This window comes from Clostridium isatidis (genome assembly GCF_002285495.1).
Taxonomy (GTDB): domain Bacteria; phylum Bacillota; class Clostridia; order Clostridiales; family Clostridiaceae; genus Clostridium; species Clostridium isatidis.
The window spans coordinates 1,781,086-1,800,005 of the sequence record NZ_CP016786.1 but is presented as its reverse complement, the minus strand read 5'-3'; the positions used below and the strand labels follow the sequence as shown (position 1 = coordinate 1,800,005).

The 18,920-nt window shown below is 30.4% G+C and carries 19 protein-coding genes; 13 read left to right on the top strand and 6 right to left on the bottom strand.

The features are described from left to right. The first annotated feature begins 2 nt into the window (after nucleotides 1–2). From BEN51_RS08520 to BEN51_RS08470, 11 genes are all read left to right on the top strand, one after another. Entirely contained in the window at nucleotides 3–977 is a 975-nt protein-coding gene (locus BEN51_RS08520) for a siderophore ABC transporter substrate-binding protein (protein WP_119865646.1), read from the top strand. Nucleotides 978–1,271: 294 nt separating this feature from the next. Next, nucleotides 1,272–1,820, top strand: a complete 549-nt coding sequence (locus BEN51_RS08515; protein WP_119865645.1) for an NADH peroxidase — start codon at nucleotides 1,272–1,274, stop codon at nucleotides 1,818–1,820. A gap of 487 nt (nucleotides 1,821–2,307) precedes the next feature. Next, nucleotides 2,308–3,321, top strand: coding sequence for a 3-deoxy-7-phosphoheptulonate synthase (gene aroF, locus BEN51_RS08510; protein ID WP_119865644.1), 1,014 nt, complete (start codon nucleotides 2,308–2,310; stop codon nucleotides 3,319–3,321). A 1-nt stretch (nucleotide 3,322) separates the two neighbouring features. Beyond that, nucleotides 3,323–4,369, top strand: a complete 1,047-nt coding sequence (gene aroB / locus BEN51_RS08505; RefSeq protein ID WP_335621833.1) for a 3-dehydroquinate synthase — start codon at nucleotides 3,323–3,325, stop codon at nucleotides 4,367–4,369. Nucleotides 4,370–4,384: 15 nt separating this feature from the next. Continuing rightward, nucleotides 4,385–5,680 carry a 3-phosphoshikimate 1-carboxyvinyltransferase gene (gene aroA / locus BEN51_RS08500; RefSeq protein WP_119865642.1) on the top strand — a complete coding sequence of 432 codons (1,296 nt, stop codon included), beginning with the start codon at nucleotides 4,385–4,387 and terminating at the stop codon, nucleotides 5,678–5,680. Next, the gene (aroC, locus tag BEN51_RS08495) at nucleotides 5,658–6,743 is read left to right on the top strand and encodes a chorismate synthase (protein ID WP_119865641.1); all 1,086 of its coding nucleotides are present in this window, start codon (nucleotides 5,658–5,660) and stop codon (nucleotides 6,741–6,743) included. Before aroA ends, aroC begins: the two co-directional genes overlap by 23 nt. Further along, nucleotides 6,740–7,861, top strand: coding sequence for a prephenate dehydratase (pheA, locus tag BEN51_RS08490; protein WP_119865640.1), 1,122 nt, complete (start codon nucleotides 6,740–6,742; stop codon nucleotides 7,859–7,861). Before aroC ends, pheA begins: the two co-directional genes overlap by 4 nt. Nucleotides 7,862–7,875: 14 nt before the next feature. Beyond that, nucleotides 7,876–8,700, top strand: a complete 825-nt coding sequence (gene aroE, locus BEN51_RS08485; protein WP_119865639.1) for a shikimate dehydrogenase — start codon at nucleotides 7,876–7,878, stop codon at nucleotides 8,698–8,700. A gap of 11 nt (nucleotides 8,701–8,711) precedes the next feature. Continuing rightward, nucleotides 8,712–9,215, top strand: a complete 504-nt coding sequence (locus tag BEN51_RS08480) for a shikimate kinase (RefSeq protein ID WP_119865638.1) — start codon at nucleotides 8,712–8,714, stop codon at nucleotides 9,213–9,215. Between the two features lie 230 nt (nucleotides 9,216–9,445). Then, nucleotides 9,446–10,294, top strand: coding sequence for a prephenate dehydrogenase (locus tag BEN51_RS08475; protein WP_119865637.1), 849 nt, complete (start codon nucleotides 9,446–9,448; stop codon nucleotides 10,292–10,294). A 238-nt stretch (nucleotides 10,295–10,532) separates the two neighbouring features. Next, entirely contained in the window at nucleotides 10,533–10,922 is a 390-nt protein-coding gene (locus tag BEN51_RS08470; protein WP_119865636.1) for a GNAT family N-acetyltransferase, read from the top strand. Between the two features lie 71 nt (nucleotides 10,923–10,993). Here the strand turns inward: BEN51_RS08470 and BEN51_RS08465 are convergent, their stop codons facing one another. Further along, complete coding sequence (locus BEN51_RS08465; protein WP_119865635.1) at nucleotides 10,994–12,040, bottom strand: HD-GYP domain-containing protein; 1,047 nt, start codon at nucleotides 12,038–12,040, stop codon at nucleotides 10,994–10,996. 194 nt (nucleotides 12,041–12,234) lie between these two features. Between BEN51_RS08465 and BEN51_RS08460 the strand changes: the two genes are divergently transcribed. Then, nucleotides 12,235–12,795 (top strand): class IV adenylate cyclase, encoded by a 561-nt coding sequence (locus BEN51_RS08460; RefSeq protein WP_119865634.1) that lies wholly within the window; start codon nucleotides 12,235–12,237, stop codon nucleotides 12,793–12,795. A 90-nt stretch (nucleotides 12,796–12,885) separates the two neighbouring features. After that, the gene (locus BEN51_RS08455) at nucleotides 12,886–13,713 is read left to right on the top strand and encodes a ZIP family metal transporter (RefSeq protein ID WP_119865633.1); all 828 of its coding nucleotides are present in this window, start codon (nucleotides 12,886–12,888) and stop codon (nucleotides 13,711–13,713) included. A gap of 69 nt (nucleotides 13,714–13,782) precedes the next feature. Here the strand turns inward: BEN51_RS08455 and fba are convergent, their stop codons facing one another. The 5 genes from fba to BEN51_RS08430 form a co-directional block, all read right to left on the bottom strand. After that, the gene (fba, locus tag BEN51_RS08450; RefSeq protein WP_119865632.1) at nucleotides 13,783–14,646 is read right to left on the bottom strand and encodes a class II fructose-1,6-bisphosphate aldolase; all 864 of its coding nucleotides are present in this window, start codon (nucleotides 14,644–14,646) and stop codon (nucleotides 13,783–13,785) included. Nucleotides 14,647–14,976: 330 nt separating this feature from the next. Further along, nucleotides 14,977–16,377 carry an argininosuccinate lyase gene (gene argH / locus BEN51_RS08445; protein ID WP_119865631.1) on the bottom strand — a complete coding sequence of 467 codons (1,401 nt, stop codon included), beginning with the start codon at nucleotides 16,375–16,377 and terminating at the stop codon, nucleotides 14,977–14,979. Then, entirely contained in the window at nucleotides 16,378–17,610 is a 1,233-nt protein-coding gene (locus BEN51_RS08440) for an argininosuccinate synthase (protein ID WP_119865630.1), read from the bottom strand. 196 nt (nucleotides 17,611–17,806) lie between these two features. Then, nucleotides 17,807–18,187: a DUF4363 family protein gene (locus tag BEN51_RS08435; RefSeq protein ID WP_119865629.1), complete on the bottom strand. Its 381-nt coding sequence runs from the start codon at nucleotides 18,185–18,187 to the stop codon at nucleotides 17,807–17,809. After that, nucleotides 18,187–18,837 carry a DUF421 domain-containing protein gene (locus tag BEN51_RS08430; protein ID WP_119865628.1) on the bottom strand — a complete coding sequence of 217 codons (651 nt, stop codon included), beginning with the start codon at nucleotides 18,835–18,837 and terminating at the stop codon, nucleotides 18,187–18,189. Before BEN51_RS08430 ends, BEN51_RS08435 begins: the two co-directional genes overlap by 1 nt. Between the last annotated feature and the right edge of the window lie 83 nt (nucleotides 18,838–18,920).

The window sequence follows — 18,920 nt, the reverse complement described above, 5'->3', positions numbered from 1 at the left end:
ACATGAAAAAAAGAACAGGAATTATAATTGCAATTATCCTTGTAGTTGCGGCAATTTTAGGAGTTACACAATATAAGGGTAAGGATAATACAAAGGCAAATTCTGATGTTGAAACAGCAAAACATCAAGATGGAGATATTATAACAGTTACAGATAGAAAGGGGGAAGTAGAAGTAGCTTACAATCCTAAAAATGTAGTAGTTTTAGATTTTGCTTCATTAGATATAATGGATGACCTAGGAATTGAACCAGTGGCACTTCCAAAGGCATCAATACCATCATACTTAGAAAAATATAAAGATGATAAATATATTGATTTAGGAAGCTTAAAATCATATGATATGGAAGCTGTAGCAGCAGCACAACCTGACTTAATTATTATCGAAGGAAGACAAGAAGAAGCAATTGCTGAATTCCAAAAGCTAGCACCAACTTTATACTTAGGAAGTGATGGAGACTATTTTGCTTCATTAGAAAGAACAGCAAGAGTCTTAGGCCAAATTTTTGGTAAAGAAGCAGAAGTAGAAGAAAAATTAGCTTCAATAAATGCAAGAAAAGAAGAATTAGTTTCAAAGACAAAGGCTTTAAATGCAACAGCTTTATTCTTAATGGTTAATGAAGGTTCCTATGGTGCTCAAGGAGCAGATTCAAGATTTGGATATGTTTATAATGAATTTGGATTTACACCAATTGATACAAACATAGATGATGCAACTCATGGACAAGAAGTAACTAATGAATACATTAAAGAAAAGAATCCGGATTTCTTAATAGTATTAGATAGAACTTATGCTACAGGCAGCGGAGAAGGAAAAGCTACAGCTCAAGAAACTTTAGATAATGATTTAATTAAGAGCACTGATGCTTACAAGAATGGACATATTATTTATGTTGAACCAACTGCTTGGTATATAGGAGGACCTGGATTTAAGGGTGCAGATGTTGTATTAAGGGATATGGAAAATGCAGTTAAATAATATATAAATATAAATAAGAGCTTTCTACATTAGTTATAGTGGGAGGCTCTTATTTATATTTGTGATAAGTTTTTATAAGGGTTCTAATAAGATGGCAGCTTTTATACTTAGAGGAAAGGTGTTATTAAAAAGATAAAAAATAAAAAAAGTTAAAATTTACTATAAAACACTTTACAACAGATAATTACTATTATATAATAATGACTATGAAAAGGGATTGCTTAAAAAATTCCTAGTGTAAATAAATTCTTATGATATTGAAATTAAAATATTTAAATTTTAGGAGGTAAGTTTATGAAAAAGTTTGTATGTACAATTTGTGGATATGTTTATGAAGGAGAAGCAGCACCAGCTGAATGTCCAGTATGCCATGCTGGAGCAGATAAGTTCGTAGAACAATCAGGAGAATTAAAATGGGCTGACGAACATAGAATAGGAGTAGCTCAAGGTGTAGATGAAAGAGTTATAGAAGGTTTAAGAGCAAACTTCGTTGGAGAATGTACAGAAGTTGGTATGTATTTAGCAATGTCAAGACAAGCTGACAGAGAAGGATATCCAGAAGTTGCTGAAGCATATAAGAGAATAGCATTTGAAGAAGCAGAACATGCTGCAAAATTTGCTGAATTACTAGGAGAAGTTGTTGTAGCTGATACTAAGGCTAACTTAGAAGCAAGAGTAGAAGCTGAATACGGTGCAACTCAAGGAAAGAAAGATTTAGCAACATTAGCTAAACAATTAAACTTAGATGCAATCCATGACACAGTACATGAAATGTGCAAGGATGAAGCAAGACATGGAAAGGCATTCTTAGGATTATTAAACAGATATTTTGGTGATAAATAAATTTATCCAATTCATAATTAAAAATTAGTAGGAATTTCAGCAAACTGAAATCCTATGAATATAAGGAGGGTTGTTGTGGACAGCCCTCCTTATAGAATTTTTATTAAAAATAATTTTAGAAAGTAACTTTATATTGACATTATCAGAATATTTGATATAGAATTATATAAAATATATAATTGTAAGAAAATATAAGTAAAATATAAGAAATGTAAATAAAATATAAGTATATGTTTTCTAGATTTATACGGAGGAAATTATGAAAGGTATTATAAAGGGAATAGCAAAATTTTATAGCTTTTACTTTGCTTTCTGGGGCTTTTATTTTAGCGCTGGCTATTTTCTATACAATAAAATAATCCCTTTCAGCAGAGTTTTTTAAATAAATTTAGAAACTATATAAGTATAGTTATAAATTGCTTTATTGGGGAACTCTTTGGGGTTCTCTTTTTTATATAAAAAAACAATAATAAAAGGGGGCATATTAATGGTTGTAGTATTAAAAGCAAAAACTAGAGAAGAGGATATAAGAAAATTAACAGAAGAATTAAAAAAAGAGGGCATAGATGTTTGTCCTGTAATAGGTAAGGAGTTAACAGTTTTGGGAATCATAGGAGACACAACAAAAATTGATCCATTAAAAATTGAAGCACATGATATTGTAGAAAAGGTAATAAAAGTTCAAGAACCTTTCAAAAAAGCCAATAGAGTTTTTCATCCAGAAAATACAGTGGTTGATGTTAATGGAAGAAAAATAGGCGGAAATAGAATAGCAATGATAGCGGGACCTTGTTCTGTAGAAAGTGAAGATCAAATAAAATTTATAGCTGAGGAAGTTAAAAAGTCAGGGGCAAGCTTTTTAAGAGGTGGGGCATTCAAGCCAAGAACATCACCTTATAGTTTCCAAGGCTTAGAATATGATGGACTTGAATTATTAAAAATAGCAAGGGAAAAGACAGGATTGCCAATAGTGACAGAAATAATGTCAGCTAAAGATATTGAAATTTTTGAGAGAGACGTAGATATAATTCAAGTTGGAGCAAGAAATATGCAAAACTTTGATTTATTAAAGGAATTAGGAAAAATAAATAAGCCAATATTATTAAAGAGAGGGTTTGCTGCAACTATAGAAGAATTTTTAATGAGTGCTGAATATATTTTAGCTGGCGGTAATAATAATGTAATTTTATGTGAAAGAGGAATTAGAACCTTTGAAACTTATACAAGAAATACCTTAGACTTAAGTGCAATACCTGCAATTAAAAAATTAAGCCATTTACCAGTAATAGTAGATCCTAGTCATGCAACAGGTAAGAGATTTATGATAGCACCTTTAGCAAAAGCAGCAGTTGCCGTTGGAGCAGATGGGCTTATAATAGAGGTGCATAATGACCCTGAAAAAGCTTTATCAGATGGACCTCAATCAATTAAGCCAGAAGATTATGATGCTTTAGTAAAAGAACTTAAACCTATTGCAAATGCAGTTGGAAGGGAAATTTAAATTGAAGCTAGAGGTAAATTTAAAAGAAAATAGCTACTCTATTAATATAGAAAAGGACATTCTAAATAAAATTTCTGAGAAAATAAGAGAGGTCTTTAAAGGGGATAAGGTATTTATTATTACTGACAGAATAGTAGATAAATATTATGGAGATAAGGTGTTAAATAATTTATTAGAAGCAGGCTATAAGGCAAAAAAGCTGGTATTAAAGGAAGGAGAAGCGACAAAATCCTTTAATACTCTGCCTTTAGTTTATGATGAACTTCTTAATTTTAAATTTACAAGAAGTGATTTAATCATAGCCCTTGGGGGTGGAGTAATTGGGGACTTAGCTGGCTTTATTGCTTCAACTTACCTTAGGGGAGTTCCCTTTGTTCAATGTCCAACAACTTTACTTGCCCAAGTTGACAGCAGTGTTGGAGGAAAGGTTGGAGTTGATTTAGATAAGGGAAAAAATTTAGTAGGAAGTTTTTATCATCCAAAGAAGGTTTTAATAGACCCTATAGTTTTAGAAACTTTGACAGATAGAGTTTTCAGTGATGGAATGGCAGAAGTAATAAAGTATGGCTGTATAAAGGATAGACAGTTTTTTTATAAATTATTAAATTATAAGAATAAAGAAGATGTTATGCACAATATTGAATATATTATTCACACTTGCTGCAAAATAAAAGCCCAAGTTGTTGAAAAGGATGAAAAAGATACTGGAGAAAGAATGTTATTAAATTTTGGCCATACAATAGGTCATGCAATAGAGCAGTATTATAACTATGATAAGTATACCCATGGGGAAGCTGTTGCTATCGGAATGTATATAATAAGTAAAATTTCTGAAAAATACACTATAACAAAAGAAGGAACTTCTGAAGCAATTAAGGAAATTTTAATTAAATATAAACTGCCTTATAATTTGGATATTGATATTAAAGAACTTATAAAAACTATAGAGTTAGATAAAAAGAATTTGGGCAAGACTTTAAATATAATTGCTTTAAAGGAAATAGGGGAAAGCTTTATTTATAAAACAAAAAAGGAATTTTTTCTTTAAGAGAGGGGAAATCTTATGAATAAATTACACTTAAAAAAATCACTTCTTAGTGGAAGTGTAAAAGTTCCTCCTTCAAAGAGTATAGCTCATAGAGCCATTATTTGTGCAGCCATTGGAAAGGAAACATCTATAGTAGAAAATATAGATTATTCTGATGATATTATAGCAACCATAAGCGCCATGGAGGAATTAGGGGCGATAATAGAGAAAAATCCTGACAGTCTTAATATTACAGGTATCTTTAATGAAAAGGCAGTAAGAAAAAATGCAAGGGATATAAATTGTAAGGAATCTGGTTCTACCCTGAGGTTTTTAGTACCGATTTCCTTATTATTTGATGGAATTTCTAAATTTACTGGAGAAGGGAATTTAGGAAAAAGACCCTTAGATGTTTATTATAATATTTTTGCTGAACAAGGAATTAAATATAATTATACAAAGGATAAATTAGATTTAATAATTAAGGGGCTTCTAAAGCCTGGAACTTTTACAGTCCCAGGAAATATAAGCTCTCAATTTATATCAGGACTTTTATTTGCCCTGCCTTTATTAAAGGGAGATTCAAAGATTATTATAACAACAGAACTTGAATCAAAGGGCTATTTAGATTTAACTATTTCCTGCATGAAGGACTTTGGAGTAGAAATAATAAATAAGGATTATAAGGAACTTATAATTAAGGGAAATCAAAGCTATAAATCAAGGAACTACAGGGTTGAAGGAGACTACTCCCAGGCTGCCTTTTACTTAGTAGCAGACCTAATTGGCTCAAAGGTAAAAGTAAAAGACTTAAATTTAACTTCCCTTCAAGGAGATAAGGCTGTTATAGATATATTAGAGAGTATGGGAGCAAAATTTTATAAGGAAGAAGATGGAATTGGGTGTACAGCTCCTTATGAAATTAAATCAACAATTATAGATGGATCTCAATGTCCAGATATAATACCAGTTTTATCTGTTGCCGCAGCCTTAGCCAAGGGAAAAACAGAAATAATAAATGCAGGAAGATTAAGGATAAAGGAATGTGATAGATTAAGGGCTGTTGCAAGTGAGCTTAATAAGATTGGTGCAAAAATAGAAGAAAAGGAAGATGGCTTAGTAATATATGGAGTAGAAGAATTTAAGGGAGGTGTTGATGTCTGGAGCTGGAAGGATCATAGAATTGCAATGACCTTGGCAATAGCATCAACTAGATGTAAGGAAGCTATAAATCTTATTGATTATGACTGTGTAGCTAAGTCCTATCCAAGTTTCTTCGAGGATTTTAAAACTTTAGGAGGAATTGCAGATGAGTGGAATATGGGGAAATAACATAAAAGTTTCAATCTTTGGCGAATCTCATGGTAATGCTATAGGCATAACCATAGATGGCTTGCCATCTGGTTTTGAAATAGACATGGAAAAGCTGCTTTTTGAGATGGAAAGAAGGGCGCCAGGGAAAAATGAATTGTCTACTGCAAGAAAAGAGAAGGACCTTCCTGAAATATTAAGCGGATACTTTGAAGGAAGAACAACAGGTACTCCCCTATGTGCGATAATTAGAAATAAGGATACAAGGTCTAAGGATTATAGTAAACTTAAGGATTATATGAGACCTGGCCATGCAGATTATACTGGACATATAAGATATTCAGGCTTTAATGATTATAGAGGTGGAGGTCATTTTTCAGGAAGAATAACAGCTCCCTTAGTTTTTGCAGGAGCTATATGTAAGCAGGTTTTAGAAAAAGAGGGCATATATATAGCTTCCCACATATCTTCAATAAAGGATATAAAGGATGACGACTTTAATGGAGTTAATTTAACCAGGGAAGAATTATTTAACTTAAGGGAAGAGGAGCTTCCTTTATTAAATAAATCCTTAGAGCATAAGATCAGGCATAAAATATTACAAGCTAAATATGAGGGAGATTCAGTTGGAGGAACAATTGAATGTGCAATAATAGGAATTAAGGCTGGCCTAGGAAACCCCTTCTTTGATTCAGTTGAATCAACCCTTGCCCATTTAATTTTTAGCGTTCCGGCAGTAAAAGGAATAGAATTTGGTAAGGGCTTTGAAATGACAAGGATGTTTGGCTCAGAAGCAAATGATGAATTTTATTATGATGGGGATTTAGTAAAAACAAAAACTAATAATAATGGAGGAATACTAGGGGGCATAACAAATGGAATGCCAGTAATCTTTAAGGTTGCAATAAAGCCTACAGCTTCTATTGCCAAGGAACAAAATACAATAGATATAAATAACAAGACAAATGTTAAGTTTAGGGTCGAAGGAAGACACGATCCTTGCATAGTTCAAAGGGCAGTGCCAGTAATTGAAGCAGTGGCAGCTATAGGAATATTGGATTTAATTAAGGGGGCAGGGCAGTGAGTAAATTAGAGAACTATAGAAAGGAAATTGACTTAATAGATAAGGAACTTGTTTCTCTTTTTGAAAGAAGAATGGACCTTGCAGTAAAGGTAGGGGAATATAAAAAGGAAAATAATCTTCCTATATTAAATGAAGCAAGGGAAAAAGAGGTAATTAAAAAAAATATATCTAAGCTTAAAAATATAAATTATTCAAATATAACAGAAGAGTTTTTTGAAAAGATAATGGAGCTTAGCAGATCCCTTCAAAAGAATATAGTTAAAGAGGAAGCTGATGAAAGCTCTATAAATAAGGAAGAAATGGTAATTGGCTATCAGGGACTAGAAGGAGCCTTTAGTGAGGAAGCAGTTTTAAAGTTTTTCAATAATCCTAAAAATACAAAAAAATATGAGCATTTTGAAGATGTCTTTGAGGCCATAGCGAAAAAAGAAATTAATTATGGGGTATTACCAATAGAAAATTCCTATACTGGAGCTATAAGCGAAGTTTACGACCTTTTAGTTAAATATGGCTTTTATATAATTGGAGAAGAATGTGTAAAGATAGATCAGCATTTAATTGGAATTAAGGGTGCTGCTTTAGAGGAAATTGAAGAAATTTATTCCCACCCTCAAGGCTTTCATCAAAGTAAAAAGTTTTTAAGTCAATTTGATAAGGTTAAGCTTATTCCTTACTATAATACAGCCATAAGCGCTAAATATGTAGCTGATTTAAAGGATAAAAGGAAAGCTGCCATTGGAAGCAGAAGGGCAGCTGAGATATACGGCTTAGAAATATTAAAGGAAAAGATAAATGATAAAAAAGATAATTGTACCAAGTTTATAGTTATATCAAGAAATCCTAATTATGATAAAAAGAGCGATAAAATAAGTGTAGTATTTTCGCTGGAAGATAAGGCAGGGAATTTGTATAGTTTATTAAGATATTTTGCAGAAAATAATATAAACATGATAAAGATAGAATCAAGGCCAAATAAAAATGAATCCTGGAAATACCTTCTTTATGTAGATTTTGAAGGAAATTTAGAAAATGAATATGTAAGAAAGGCTTTAAGCCGAATAGAAGAAAACAGCAGATATTTTAGGATATTAGGAAGTTATAAATCAAGTTTAAAATAAAAGAAGGTGACTTTATGGAGTTTTATGGTTTATTGGGAGAAAAACTTTCCCATAGTCTATCAGAGGAAATTCATAGGGAAATATTAAAATATATAGGGGAAGAGGGAGCCTACAAATTATTTGAAGTTGAAGAAAAGGACCTAGGGGCTTTTGCTAATGCTTTAAAAATCTTAAAGGTCAAGGGCTCTAATGTTACCATTCCTTATAAGGAAAAAATAATGAAATATTTAGATCATATATCAGAAGAGGCTAAAAGAATTGGAGCTGTAAATACAATCTCCTTGCTTAATGGAAAACTTTATGGGGATAATTCTGATTATTATGGATTTGTCTATATGTTAAAGCTTCATAAGATAGATTTAAAGGATAAAACTGCTGCTATTTTAGGCAGTGGGGGAGCAAGCAAGGCTGTGCTATGTTATTTACTAGATATGGGGATAGACAGGGTTTATATCGTAAGCAGAAATCCTAAGAAAAATGAATTTACTCAAAATAATGTAGAAATGATAAGCTATAAGGAACTGGAAGGCATAAAAGGAGATATAATCATAAATTCAACTCCTCTTGGTATGTATCCTAAGGTAGATGTTTCTCCAGTCAATGAAGATATAATAAGGAACTTTAATATTCTAGTAGATTTAATATATAATCCAATTGAAACTAAGTTTTTAGAAATGGGAAGAAAGCTTGGAAAGCAAACTGTTGGTGGTTTATATATGCTTATTGGGCAGGCCCTTAAAGCCCAGGAAATATGGCAGCAAAGGCCTATCGACAAGGAAATAATAAAAGAAATATATGATAAATTAAAAAATCATCCTAAAATAAATAAAAATAATTAAGAGGAAAGCTTATGAATAAGGAATTGATTTTATTAATAGGAATGCCTGGAGCAGGCAAAAGTACTATAGGAAGGCTCTTAGCTTCAAAATTAGGCTATGATTTTTGCGATATGGATCTTTATATTGAAGAAAAGACTAATAAAGCAGTTAAGGAGCTTTTTGCCATAAGTGAGGATTATTTTAGGGCTTGTGAAAGTGAGGCCTGTTTAGAACTTTCTAAAAAAAAGAGAACAGTTATAGCAAGCGGCGGCGGAGTAGTTAAAAGAAAGGAAAATATAGATGCCTTTAAAGATAAGGCTGTAATTATTTATATTTCTAGGTCTGTTGAAGATATTTTAAAGGATATAGATACAGAAAGCAGACCTCTATTAAAGGATGGAAAGGCCCGCCTTTATAGCTTATATGAAGAAAGGCATAAGTTATATGAGAAATACTGCCACTACAAAGTAGCAAATGATGGGACAATTAGTGATGTGCTAGATAATATTATTAAAATAATAAATAAAAAGTGCTAAGTACTTTTTATTAGTGCGCAGTGTATAGTTTACAGTGTACAGTTTAGGAAATAATTCAGCTTAAGCTGAATTATAATATTTATAATCTTTAAAAGAGCTTATAGAAATATAATTTTAGAAACTACGCAGTAGTTTCTTCCTTAACTGTTAACTGCACCTTATAAACTGTAAACTAAAAGATTGCTTCGCAATCTTTATTAAATAGGAAGTAAAGAGGGTAGGATTGTAGTATGGAAGGGAAGAATTTAAAAATTTTAATTGTAGGGCTTGGTGTCATAGGGGGAAGTTATGCTATGGCACTTAAAGCTGCAGGTTATAATGAGGTCTATGGAATAGATATAGATTTAGAAACTTTAGAAAAGGCTAAAGCTCTTGGAATAATAAAGGAGGGATATTCAAAGGGGAAGGATATTATTAAAGATATGGATTTAATAGTAATTTCCTTATATCCTAGGTTGGTAAAAGATTTTATCTTAGAAAATAGGGAATACTTTAAAGCTGGAAGCCTTATTACAGATGTAGCAGGAGTTAAAGAGCTATTTGTTCAAGAAATCTTAGATATATTGCCTGAGGATGTAGATTTTATTTTTGGACATCCTATGGCTGGAAGAGAGAAAAAAGGAATAGATTATGCATCAAAGGAAGTATTTAAGGATGCAAACTATTTGATAACCTTAACTGAAAAAAATAAGAAGGAAAATATAGAACTTTTAGAAAAGATAATTTATGACCTTGGATTTAAAAATATAAAATATGTTAGTCCGAGCTACCATGACAAAATGATAGGCTTTACAAGTCAGCTTCCTCATGCTATTGCTGTAGCTTTAATTAATAGTGATGAAGAGGGAAGAGATACTGGAAAATTTATTGGAGACAGCTATAGGGACTTAACAAGAATAGCGAATATAAATGAAGATTTATGGAGTGAGCTATTTTTTGAAAATAAGGAGAACTTACTTGAGGCAATAAATAACTTTTTGAATGAATTAAATAAGATAAAAAGTGCTTTATTAAATGATGATGAAAAATTATTAAAGGAGTTATTTATAAAATCAAGCAGGCGCAGAGAAAAATTATAATTTTAATATAAAGCAAGACAAGAAAGAAACTATTTCTAAATGTAAAGAAATAGTTTCTTTTTATATAATAAATCGCAAATAAAAAATAAATTCGTATATTTGAAAAATATATGGAAATAATTATAAAAAAGTTGTATAATTAAAATATAAATAGTTAGAAAATTCTTAATATTATAAAAATATATATTTAATATATTTTTATATATTAAATCTACACATATGATATGGGGGTATAATTATGGTAGGATTTGATGTTAGAACTATAAAAAAGGGAGACTATAACTATATTATTAAATTAAATCCAGATAAAGCATATTTGGAAGAAGAATTAGTGAGAGATAATAAGATAATTGTTGCTCAATTAAATGATGATGTAATAGGATATTTAAAATATGATATAGATGAAAATAATAGAGTAAAAATAATAGATTTAGTAGTTGATGAAATGTATAGGGGGCTTGGTGTTGGATATCAATTGCTTTTAGAATTAGAAGCTCATATTAGAAAAGAATATGTAAACGATATATTAGTGACTGGAAGAAAGTTTACAAAAGAAGAACTTAATTTTTATAATAGACAAGGTTTTAGATATAATGTAAATTCTAATTTGGAAAAAAGATTAAATTAAAATAAAAAGCCTAAATATAAGTTAAAAGGATATGCTTGTTTAGCATATCCTTTTATTCAGCCTTTATATATTTAAAGGATTTTTGTTACAGTTAAATCTTTTTCTGTTTTTAAATCAATAAATTTTTCATCGCATAGAATTAAAGGTTTGGAAATATTGTTTATATCCATTTGAACTATTCTTCCTACTTCTCCGTTTGATAATACAACTTCTTGTCCAACATAGAAATTTAGCAAACCATTTAAGAAAGTGTTACATAAAGTGTAATCAAGTTTTCCTTTTAAGCTTTCATCTTTAATTTCTTGAAGAGACTCAAAAGGCTTTTTCTTTTTCTTGTATAGTCTATTTGAATTTATTGCATCAAATACGTCAGCTATTGCTATAATTTTTGCAATTTCCGGTATTTTATCACCAGTTATACCAAGAGGATATCCAGAACCGTCATTTCTTTCATGGTGCAATAATATTCCAAAAGCTATATCTCTATTAATATATGGAATAGTTTTTACTGCATTATAAGAAAGAGATGAATGAGTTTTGAGAATATCATATTCATCTTTAGTTATAGGGTCTTTCTTGTTAATTATATTTTCGTCTATCTTTGTTTTTCCAAAGTCATGTAATAGGGAAGCGTATACTAAATTATGTAGCATCTTATCATCATAACCATGCCATTTACCAATTAAGTAACTTAATGAAGCAACATTTACAGAGTGAGTATATATTGTATCTTCATTACTTCCATTGATAATTAGACTTTTTAGAACACTTTTATTTGATCTAATAAATTTTTCTAATTCTACAGAGTATTTACTTATTTCACTAGTAGTCTTAAGGTTAATATTATTTTCGCTAAAAATGTCTTTTATATTCTCTGATACGGTTTTAAATTCACTTTGGACTTCCTTCAATTCTTCTATTTCTTTTTGATTATCCTCCTTGGGAGCATACACCCAAATCTTCTTACCAGGATAAAACTGAATTAGTTTATTTAATATACCTTTTGTTATGTAGATATTTTTACCAACTAAAACAGTGTTATCGACCATAATTTCTTTGGAAGTTATCATTCCAACCTTTAAATCTTCTAAATTAATATATTTTTTATTAAGCTCCATTTAACTTACCCCACTTCCATAAAAATAAATACTATATCTATTATATAATTATTTTTGAAAAAATAAAACAATCTAATACTTTTTAGGTAAAAAATGTATAGCTTTTTTATAAATATTAAAATGAGAAAGTTTATTATTAATTAAATTTGTGTTATGTTATAATGATTAAAAAATTACTTATAGGAGGTTTTTAAATGAAGGAATTAGAAACAAGGATTTTTGATATAGATGTAGAAGAAATCAGAAGAAAGTTAGAAGGATTAAATGCTATAAAGGTTAAAGAAGAAAATCAAATAAATAATATTTACGATTTTAAGGATAATTTTCTTTTAAAGCAAAAAGGCTATGCAAGAATAAGATTAGTTGAAGATAAATTAAATAATAGAGAAGTAGTTTATATGACAACAAAGAAAATGTTAAGTCAAGGTACCTTTAAGGAAATGGAGGAAAATGAAACTATAGTAGAAGATAAGGAGGCTGCAGAAAGAATATTTTTATCTTTAGGCCTTGAATTAAAACATTCAATAAAAAAATATAGGGAAAGTTATAAATTAAAAGATTCGCTTATTGAAATTGATATTAATGATAAGAGTTTTTGTCCTTTTCCCTACATAGAAATAGAAACTAAATCCTTAGAAAGTCTAAAGGAGATAGTTAATTTACTAGGTTATACATTAAATGACACAAGCTCAAAAACTATTTATGAATTTTTAGAAGAAAGAGGGTTAAATAAAAATAAAACTGCAGGATTATAAAGTTCAATGGAATTTTTTGATGATATTTGTAACCAAATAAAGTTAATTTAGTAGATTAGTAGTAAGGACTTTTTTATTAGGAGGTTTAATATGGAGTGGTTTGGTGAATTAAACCCTTTGTTACAGGGGTTCCTTGCTACTATATTTACATGGTTTGTTACAGCTCTTGGAGCTGCTTTAGTATTTTTCTTTAAAAAAGTAGATAAAAGAATTTTAAATACAATGATTGGTTTTGGAGCAGGTGTTATGATAGCTGCCAGCTTTTGGTCTCTGCTTAGTCCTGCCATAACCTTATGTGAAGATTTAGGCTTTAATAGTATTATTATTCCTGCCTTTGGCTTTTTATTAGGAGGATTATTTCTAATTTTTGTTGATAAATTAATGGACAAATATTGTTATGGTTTTGAGATTGAAAATAATAATTCTGAATGTGCTACAGAAGCTATTATAAAAAATAGTTATAAAAGAAGTATTTTACTTGTTTTAGCTGTAACTCTTCATAACGTACCAGAAGGTCTTGCCGTTGGGGTAGCCTTTGGAGGAGTTGCAGTAGGAATTCCAGGAGCTTCATTAGTAGCTGCCTTAACCTTAGCTTTAGGAATAGGGCTTCAAAATTTTCCGGAAGGAGCAGCAGTTTCTCTTCCATTAAGAAGGGAAGGCTTATCAAGAACAAGAAGCTTCTTATATGGACAAGCTTCAGGCTTAGTTGAACCAATCGCAGGTGTTATAGGAGTGGCAGCAGCCTTAGCAGTTAGAAGTATATTACCATTTTTATTATCCTTTTCAGCAGGAGCAATGATTGCCGTAGTTGGAGCAGAACTATTGCCAGAAGCTTCTATGGAAAATAAAAAATTAACTACATTAGGCCTTATTTTAGGATTTATTGTGATGATGGTCTTAGATGTTGCTTTAGGATAGAGAGCATCAGTTTACAGTGCTCTGTGACTGCATAAAAAAAGAGCTGATAACAGCTCTTTTTTTATGTTATTATGCTTTGTTGATTGATCCGAATAGTTCCATTTTTTCTTTAACTGTAGCTTTTATAGCCTCGAATCCTGGGTTTAAAAGCTTTCTTGGGTCAAAGCCCTTTCCTTGAAGGTCTTTTCCTTCTTCAATATATTTTCTAGTAGCTTCTTGGAATGCTAATTGACATTCAGTGTTAACATTGATTTTTGAAACTCCTAAAGAAATAGCTTTCTTTATCATATCTTCTGGAATACCAGTACCACCGTGTAATACTAATGGCATTTCTCCAGTTGCTTGATTTATTTTTTCTAAAGCTTCAAAGTTTAATCCTTGCCAGTTTTCTGGATATTTTCCGTGGATGTTACCAATACCAGCAGCTAACATAGTTACTCCTAGGTCAGCGATTGCTTTACATTCATTTGGATCAGCAATTTCGCCAGCACCAACAACTCCGTCTTCTTCTCCTCCGATTGAACCAACTTCTGCTTCTAAAGAAAGACCTTTTTCAGAAGTTAATCTAACCATTTCCTTTGTTTTTGCTATATTTTCATCTATTGGATAGTGAGAACCATCAAACATTATTGATGAGAAGCCAGCTTCCATAGCTTTTAAAGCACCTTCATAGCTACCGTGATCTAAGTGTAGTGCAACTGGTACAGTGATGTTTAATTCTTCAATCATTGCTTTAACCATTGCAGCTACAGTCTTATAGCCAGTCATGTATTTAGCAGCTCCTTCAGAAACTCCTAAAATAACAGGTGAATTATTTTCTTGAGCAGTTAATAATATAGCTTTTGTCCATTCTAAATTGTTAATATTAAATTGACCAACAGCATAATGTCCTGCTCTTGCCTTAGTTAACATTTCTTTTGCTGAAACTAACATGGTACAAACCTCCAAAATATAAATTTAATTATAATTAGTACTAAATCTAATTACTACAAGGATAGACAACGGGGAGTTGCGTATCCATATATATGTATTATAACCTAAATTAAGTTTAAATGAAATAAAAAAATGAAATTTACATTTACAATAAGAATATTATATCTAATTAAGACGAAAATTATGAGAAAATATTATAAATTGCGGATATAAAAGCTCGATAAAAGGATAAGTTCAATATTATAAAGTTTACAGTGCACAGTTTGCAGTACACAGTTTCATCCTTTAACTGTGAACCGTGAACTGTGCACTCTGTACTGGTAAATATTGTTATTTAAGTTTTTCAAAGATTTCCTTATATTTTATAATTGAATTTTCAAGAATTTCTAATTGAAGTTCTACTGAGAAGGAGCTTGGGCCGCCAATTACTTTTCTTTCTTCCACGCATGTTGTTAGGCTGATTGCTTTATATATATCTATATCAAAAAGAGATGAGAAGTTCTTTAATTCCTCTAAAGATAAATCATCAATAGCAAGCTTTTTCTTTATACAGTATAAAACAATTTCCCCAACAATTTCGTGAGCATTTCTAAAGGGCAGGCCTTTTTTTACTAAATAGTCAGCCACATCAGTAGCATTAGTATAACCTAGAGCTGCACCTTTTTTCATCTTTTCCTTGTTTATAGTCATTGTATCTAACATGCCAGTGAAGGTTTTTAATGACAGTTTTACAGTATCTAAAGCATCAAATAATGCTTCTTTATCTTCCTGCATATCTTTATTGTAAGCTAGAGGGAGACCTTTCATAACAGTTAGAAGTGTAATTAGATCTCCGTAAACCCTTCCTGTTTTACCTCTTACAAGTTCAGCTACATCAGGATTTTTCTTTTGAGGCATAATGCTGCTGCCTGTACTATATTCATCTGATAATTCAATAAAGTTAAATTCATTAGTTGCCCATAGAATTATTTCTTCAGAAAATCTAGATAAATGCATCATTATCATAGATAAAACTGATAAGGCTTCAATTGCATAGTCTCTATCAGAAACTGCATCAATGCTGTTATAAGTTATAGAAGAAAATCCTAATTCTTTTGCAACCATGTTTCTATTTAAAGGATAGCTAGTAGTAGCAAGGGCACCACTTCCTAAAGGCATTTCATCTAGTCTTTTATAGCAGTCTTCCAGCCTGCTTAAATCTCTTTGAAACATTTGAGTATAAGCTAAAATATGATGGGCAAAGGTAATTGGTTGAGCCTTTTGCATATGGGTATAGCCAGGCATTATTGTATCAATGTTTCTCTTTGCCTTATCATATATAACTTCTTGAAGATTTAAGAGTAAACTAGCAACTATTTTTAACTCCTTCTTTAGATATAGTTTTGTATCTAGGGTTACTTGGTCATTTCTGCTTCTTCCAGTATGAAGTTTTTTTCCTTCTTCACCTATATAGGAAGTCAGAGTTTTTTCAATAAAGCTGTGGATATCTTCAGCATTATCATCTATAACAAGAGTTCCTTCCTCAATTTCTTTTAATATTTTATTAAGCCCAGAAATGATTTTTTGACTGTCTTCTTCTGGGATAATATTTTCTTTTCCAAGCATTCTTGAGTGGGCAATGCTTCCTTTTATATCTTCCTTATACATTCTTTTATCTATTCTTATTGATGAATTAAAGTCATTTACATTTTCATTAATTCCTTTTTCAAAACGTCCGCCCCAAAGTTTCATTTATTTATCACCCTTCTTTAATTTTTCTTCCATTTTTGCTTTTACTGTTATAGGCAGTCCAAAAAGATTTATAAATCCAGAGGAATCATTTTGATTATAAACAGCATCTTCTCCAAAGGTTGCATATTCTTCGCTATAAAGTGAATAAGGGGAAGTCATGCCGGCATTTATGATGTTGCCTTTGTATAGTTTTAAAGTGATTTCTCCAGTAACTGTTTCTTGAGTTTTGTCTATAAAGGCTGAAAGGGCTTCACGAAGTGGAGTGAACCATTGGCCATTATAAACAAGATCTGCAAATTTTAAGGCAACTTGCTGCTTGTAGTGAGCAGTTTCTTTGTCTAAGCATATTTCTTCTAAATCTTTATGGGCTTTATAAAGAATAGTTCCCCCTGGAGTTTCATAGACTCCTCTAGATTTCATTCCAACTAATCTATTTTCTACCATATCTATTATTCCAATAGCGTTTTCTCCGCCAATTTTATTTAATTTTTCAATTAAAGTAACGCCATCTAGTTTTTCTTCATTTAATTCAACTGGAATACCTTTTTCAAATTTTAATTTTATATAGCTTGGATTATCTGGTGCATTTTCTAAAGTATTGCACATTTCAAGAATTTTATCATATTTAGGTTCATTAGCAGGATCTTCTAAATCAAGTCCTTCATGGCTTAAATGCCATAGATTTTTATCCTTGCTATAGTTAGTTTCATAGCTTATGGATATAGGAATTTTTCTTTCTAAGGCATATTCAATTTCTTCTTCTCTAGATTTTATATCCCAAATTCTCCAAGGAGCTATTATTTTCATATCAGGAGCAAAAGCTTTAACAGCCAGCTCAAATCTTACTTGGTCATTTCCTTTTCCAGTACATCCATGAGCAATAGCATCGGCTCCTTCTTTAATAGCAATTTCAACTAATCTTTTTGCGATTATTGGACGGGCAAAGGATGTTCCTAATAAGTATTTTCCTTCATAAACTGCTCCAGCCTTTATTGTCGGGAAAATATAATCATTAACAAATTCATCTGTTAAATCCTCTATATAGCATTTAGATGCTCCGGTTTTTAGAGCTTTTTCTTCTAATCCTATTAGCTCGTCCTTTTGTCCAACATTTCCAACTACGGCTATAACTTCACAATTATAATTCTCCTTAAGCCATGAAATTATAATTGAAGTATCAAGCCCTCCAGAATAAGCAAGGACAACCTTTTTTATACTATTAATATTTTTCATTGTTTCTACCCCCAATGTGTTAAGTAATAAAAAGTAAAATCTTATTTATAATTATAAAACTATTTTGCATAAATATGCAAGTAAAATTTATTTTTATGCACAAAAAAAAATGCACAGTTAAGGAATAAAATTTTAGGTATTTAAAAATGATTTAGCTATAGCTAAATCATTCCTCTAACTGTGCCCAGTGAACTGACTAAAGTATGTTTTTTAAATTTATCTTTTGTATTTTTATTAAATGTTCACAGGAAAATTCTATTAAATCTAAGGAGGCAGAGGCCTCGGCAAGATCTTCCCTTTTTATATAAACACATAATTTTAAACATTCATTTATTAAATCGTCATAATCTATATGGTTTAAATATATTGATGGAATAAAATCATTGGAGCTTATATAATCTAAAAGTTCTAAAGATTTTAAGTAAGCTGTATCAAAATCTTCTTTATCTAATAATTTCTCTATTTCATTGGATTGATCTATTAAATTAGAACATAAATTAGTAAATTTATAATTAATATAAATTAAACTAGTTACTAATATTAAAAAGAGTATTACGGAGATAACTGTATTTTTCATTAAGCATCACCTTTTTCTTCGTATAGTTGACAAAAGAATTTTCCATTAGTATCAGTCATTGCTATTAATACATTTTCAATTGAAGAAACTCCATGTTTTTTTAATTCTTTAAGTATTGTATCCTTGCTTTTACCAGCAGAAGTTAGAGAGTTTGTATTTATTTTTCCATCTAAAACGTAGATTACCGGCATGGAAGATGATTTATTATTTTCAGAAGTTAAAAAGGACATTTGACCATTGTTCTCTAAAATTCCGTATTCTATTTCTGATAAGTCAAAATATCCAGCTAATCTTATTTCCTCCATAAGCTCGTCTAGATTGATTTGTTGTTTTTTTAGGTTTTCAAAATGAATTTTTCCTTTTGCAATTAAAATTGTAGGTTCTCCTTCTAATATTTTTCTAGCCTTTTGACTTTTTAATTGAATTATTGATAATACTATTTTTATAAACAATAATGTAATTATGGGTATTATTCCTAAAATCAATGGAAGCCTTGTATCTTGCATTGGTAATGATGCAAGGTCTGAAATCATTATTGTAATAACGAATTCATAAGGTTGAAGTTCACCTATTTGTCTTTTTCCCATTAATCTGATTACTAATATAACTAAAGCATATAAAATTATTGTTCTTAGTAAGACGATTAACATATAAAACACCTCTCAATGGTAGTATTTGCATTTTTTTATTGATTATTCTTGAAGAAGATAAACTTATGATGTTAAAAAGATAA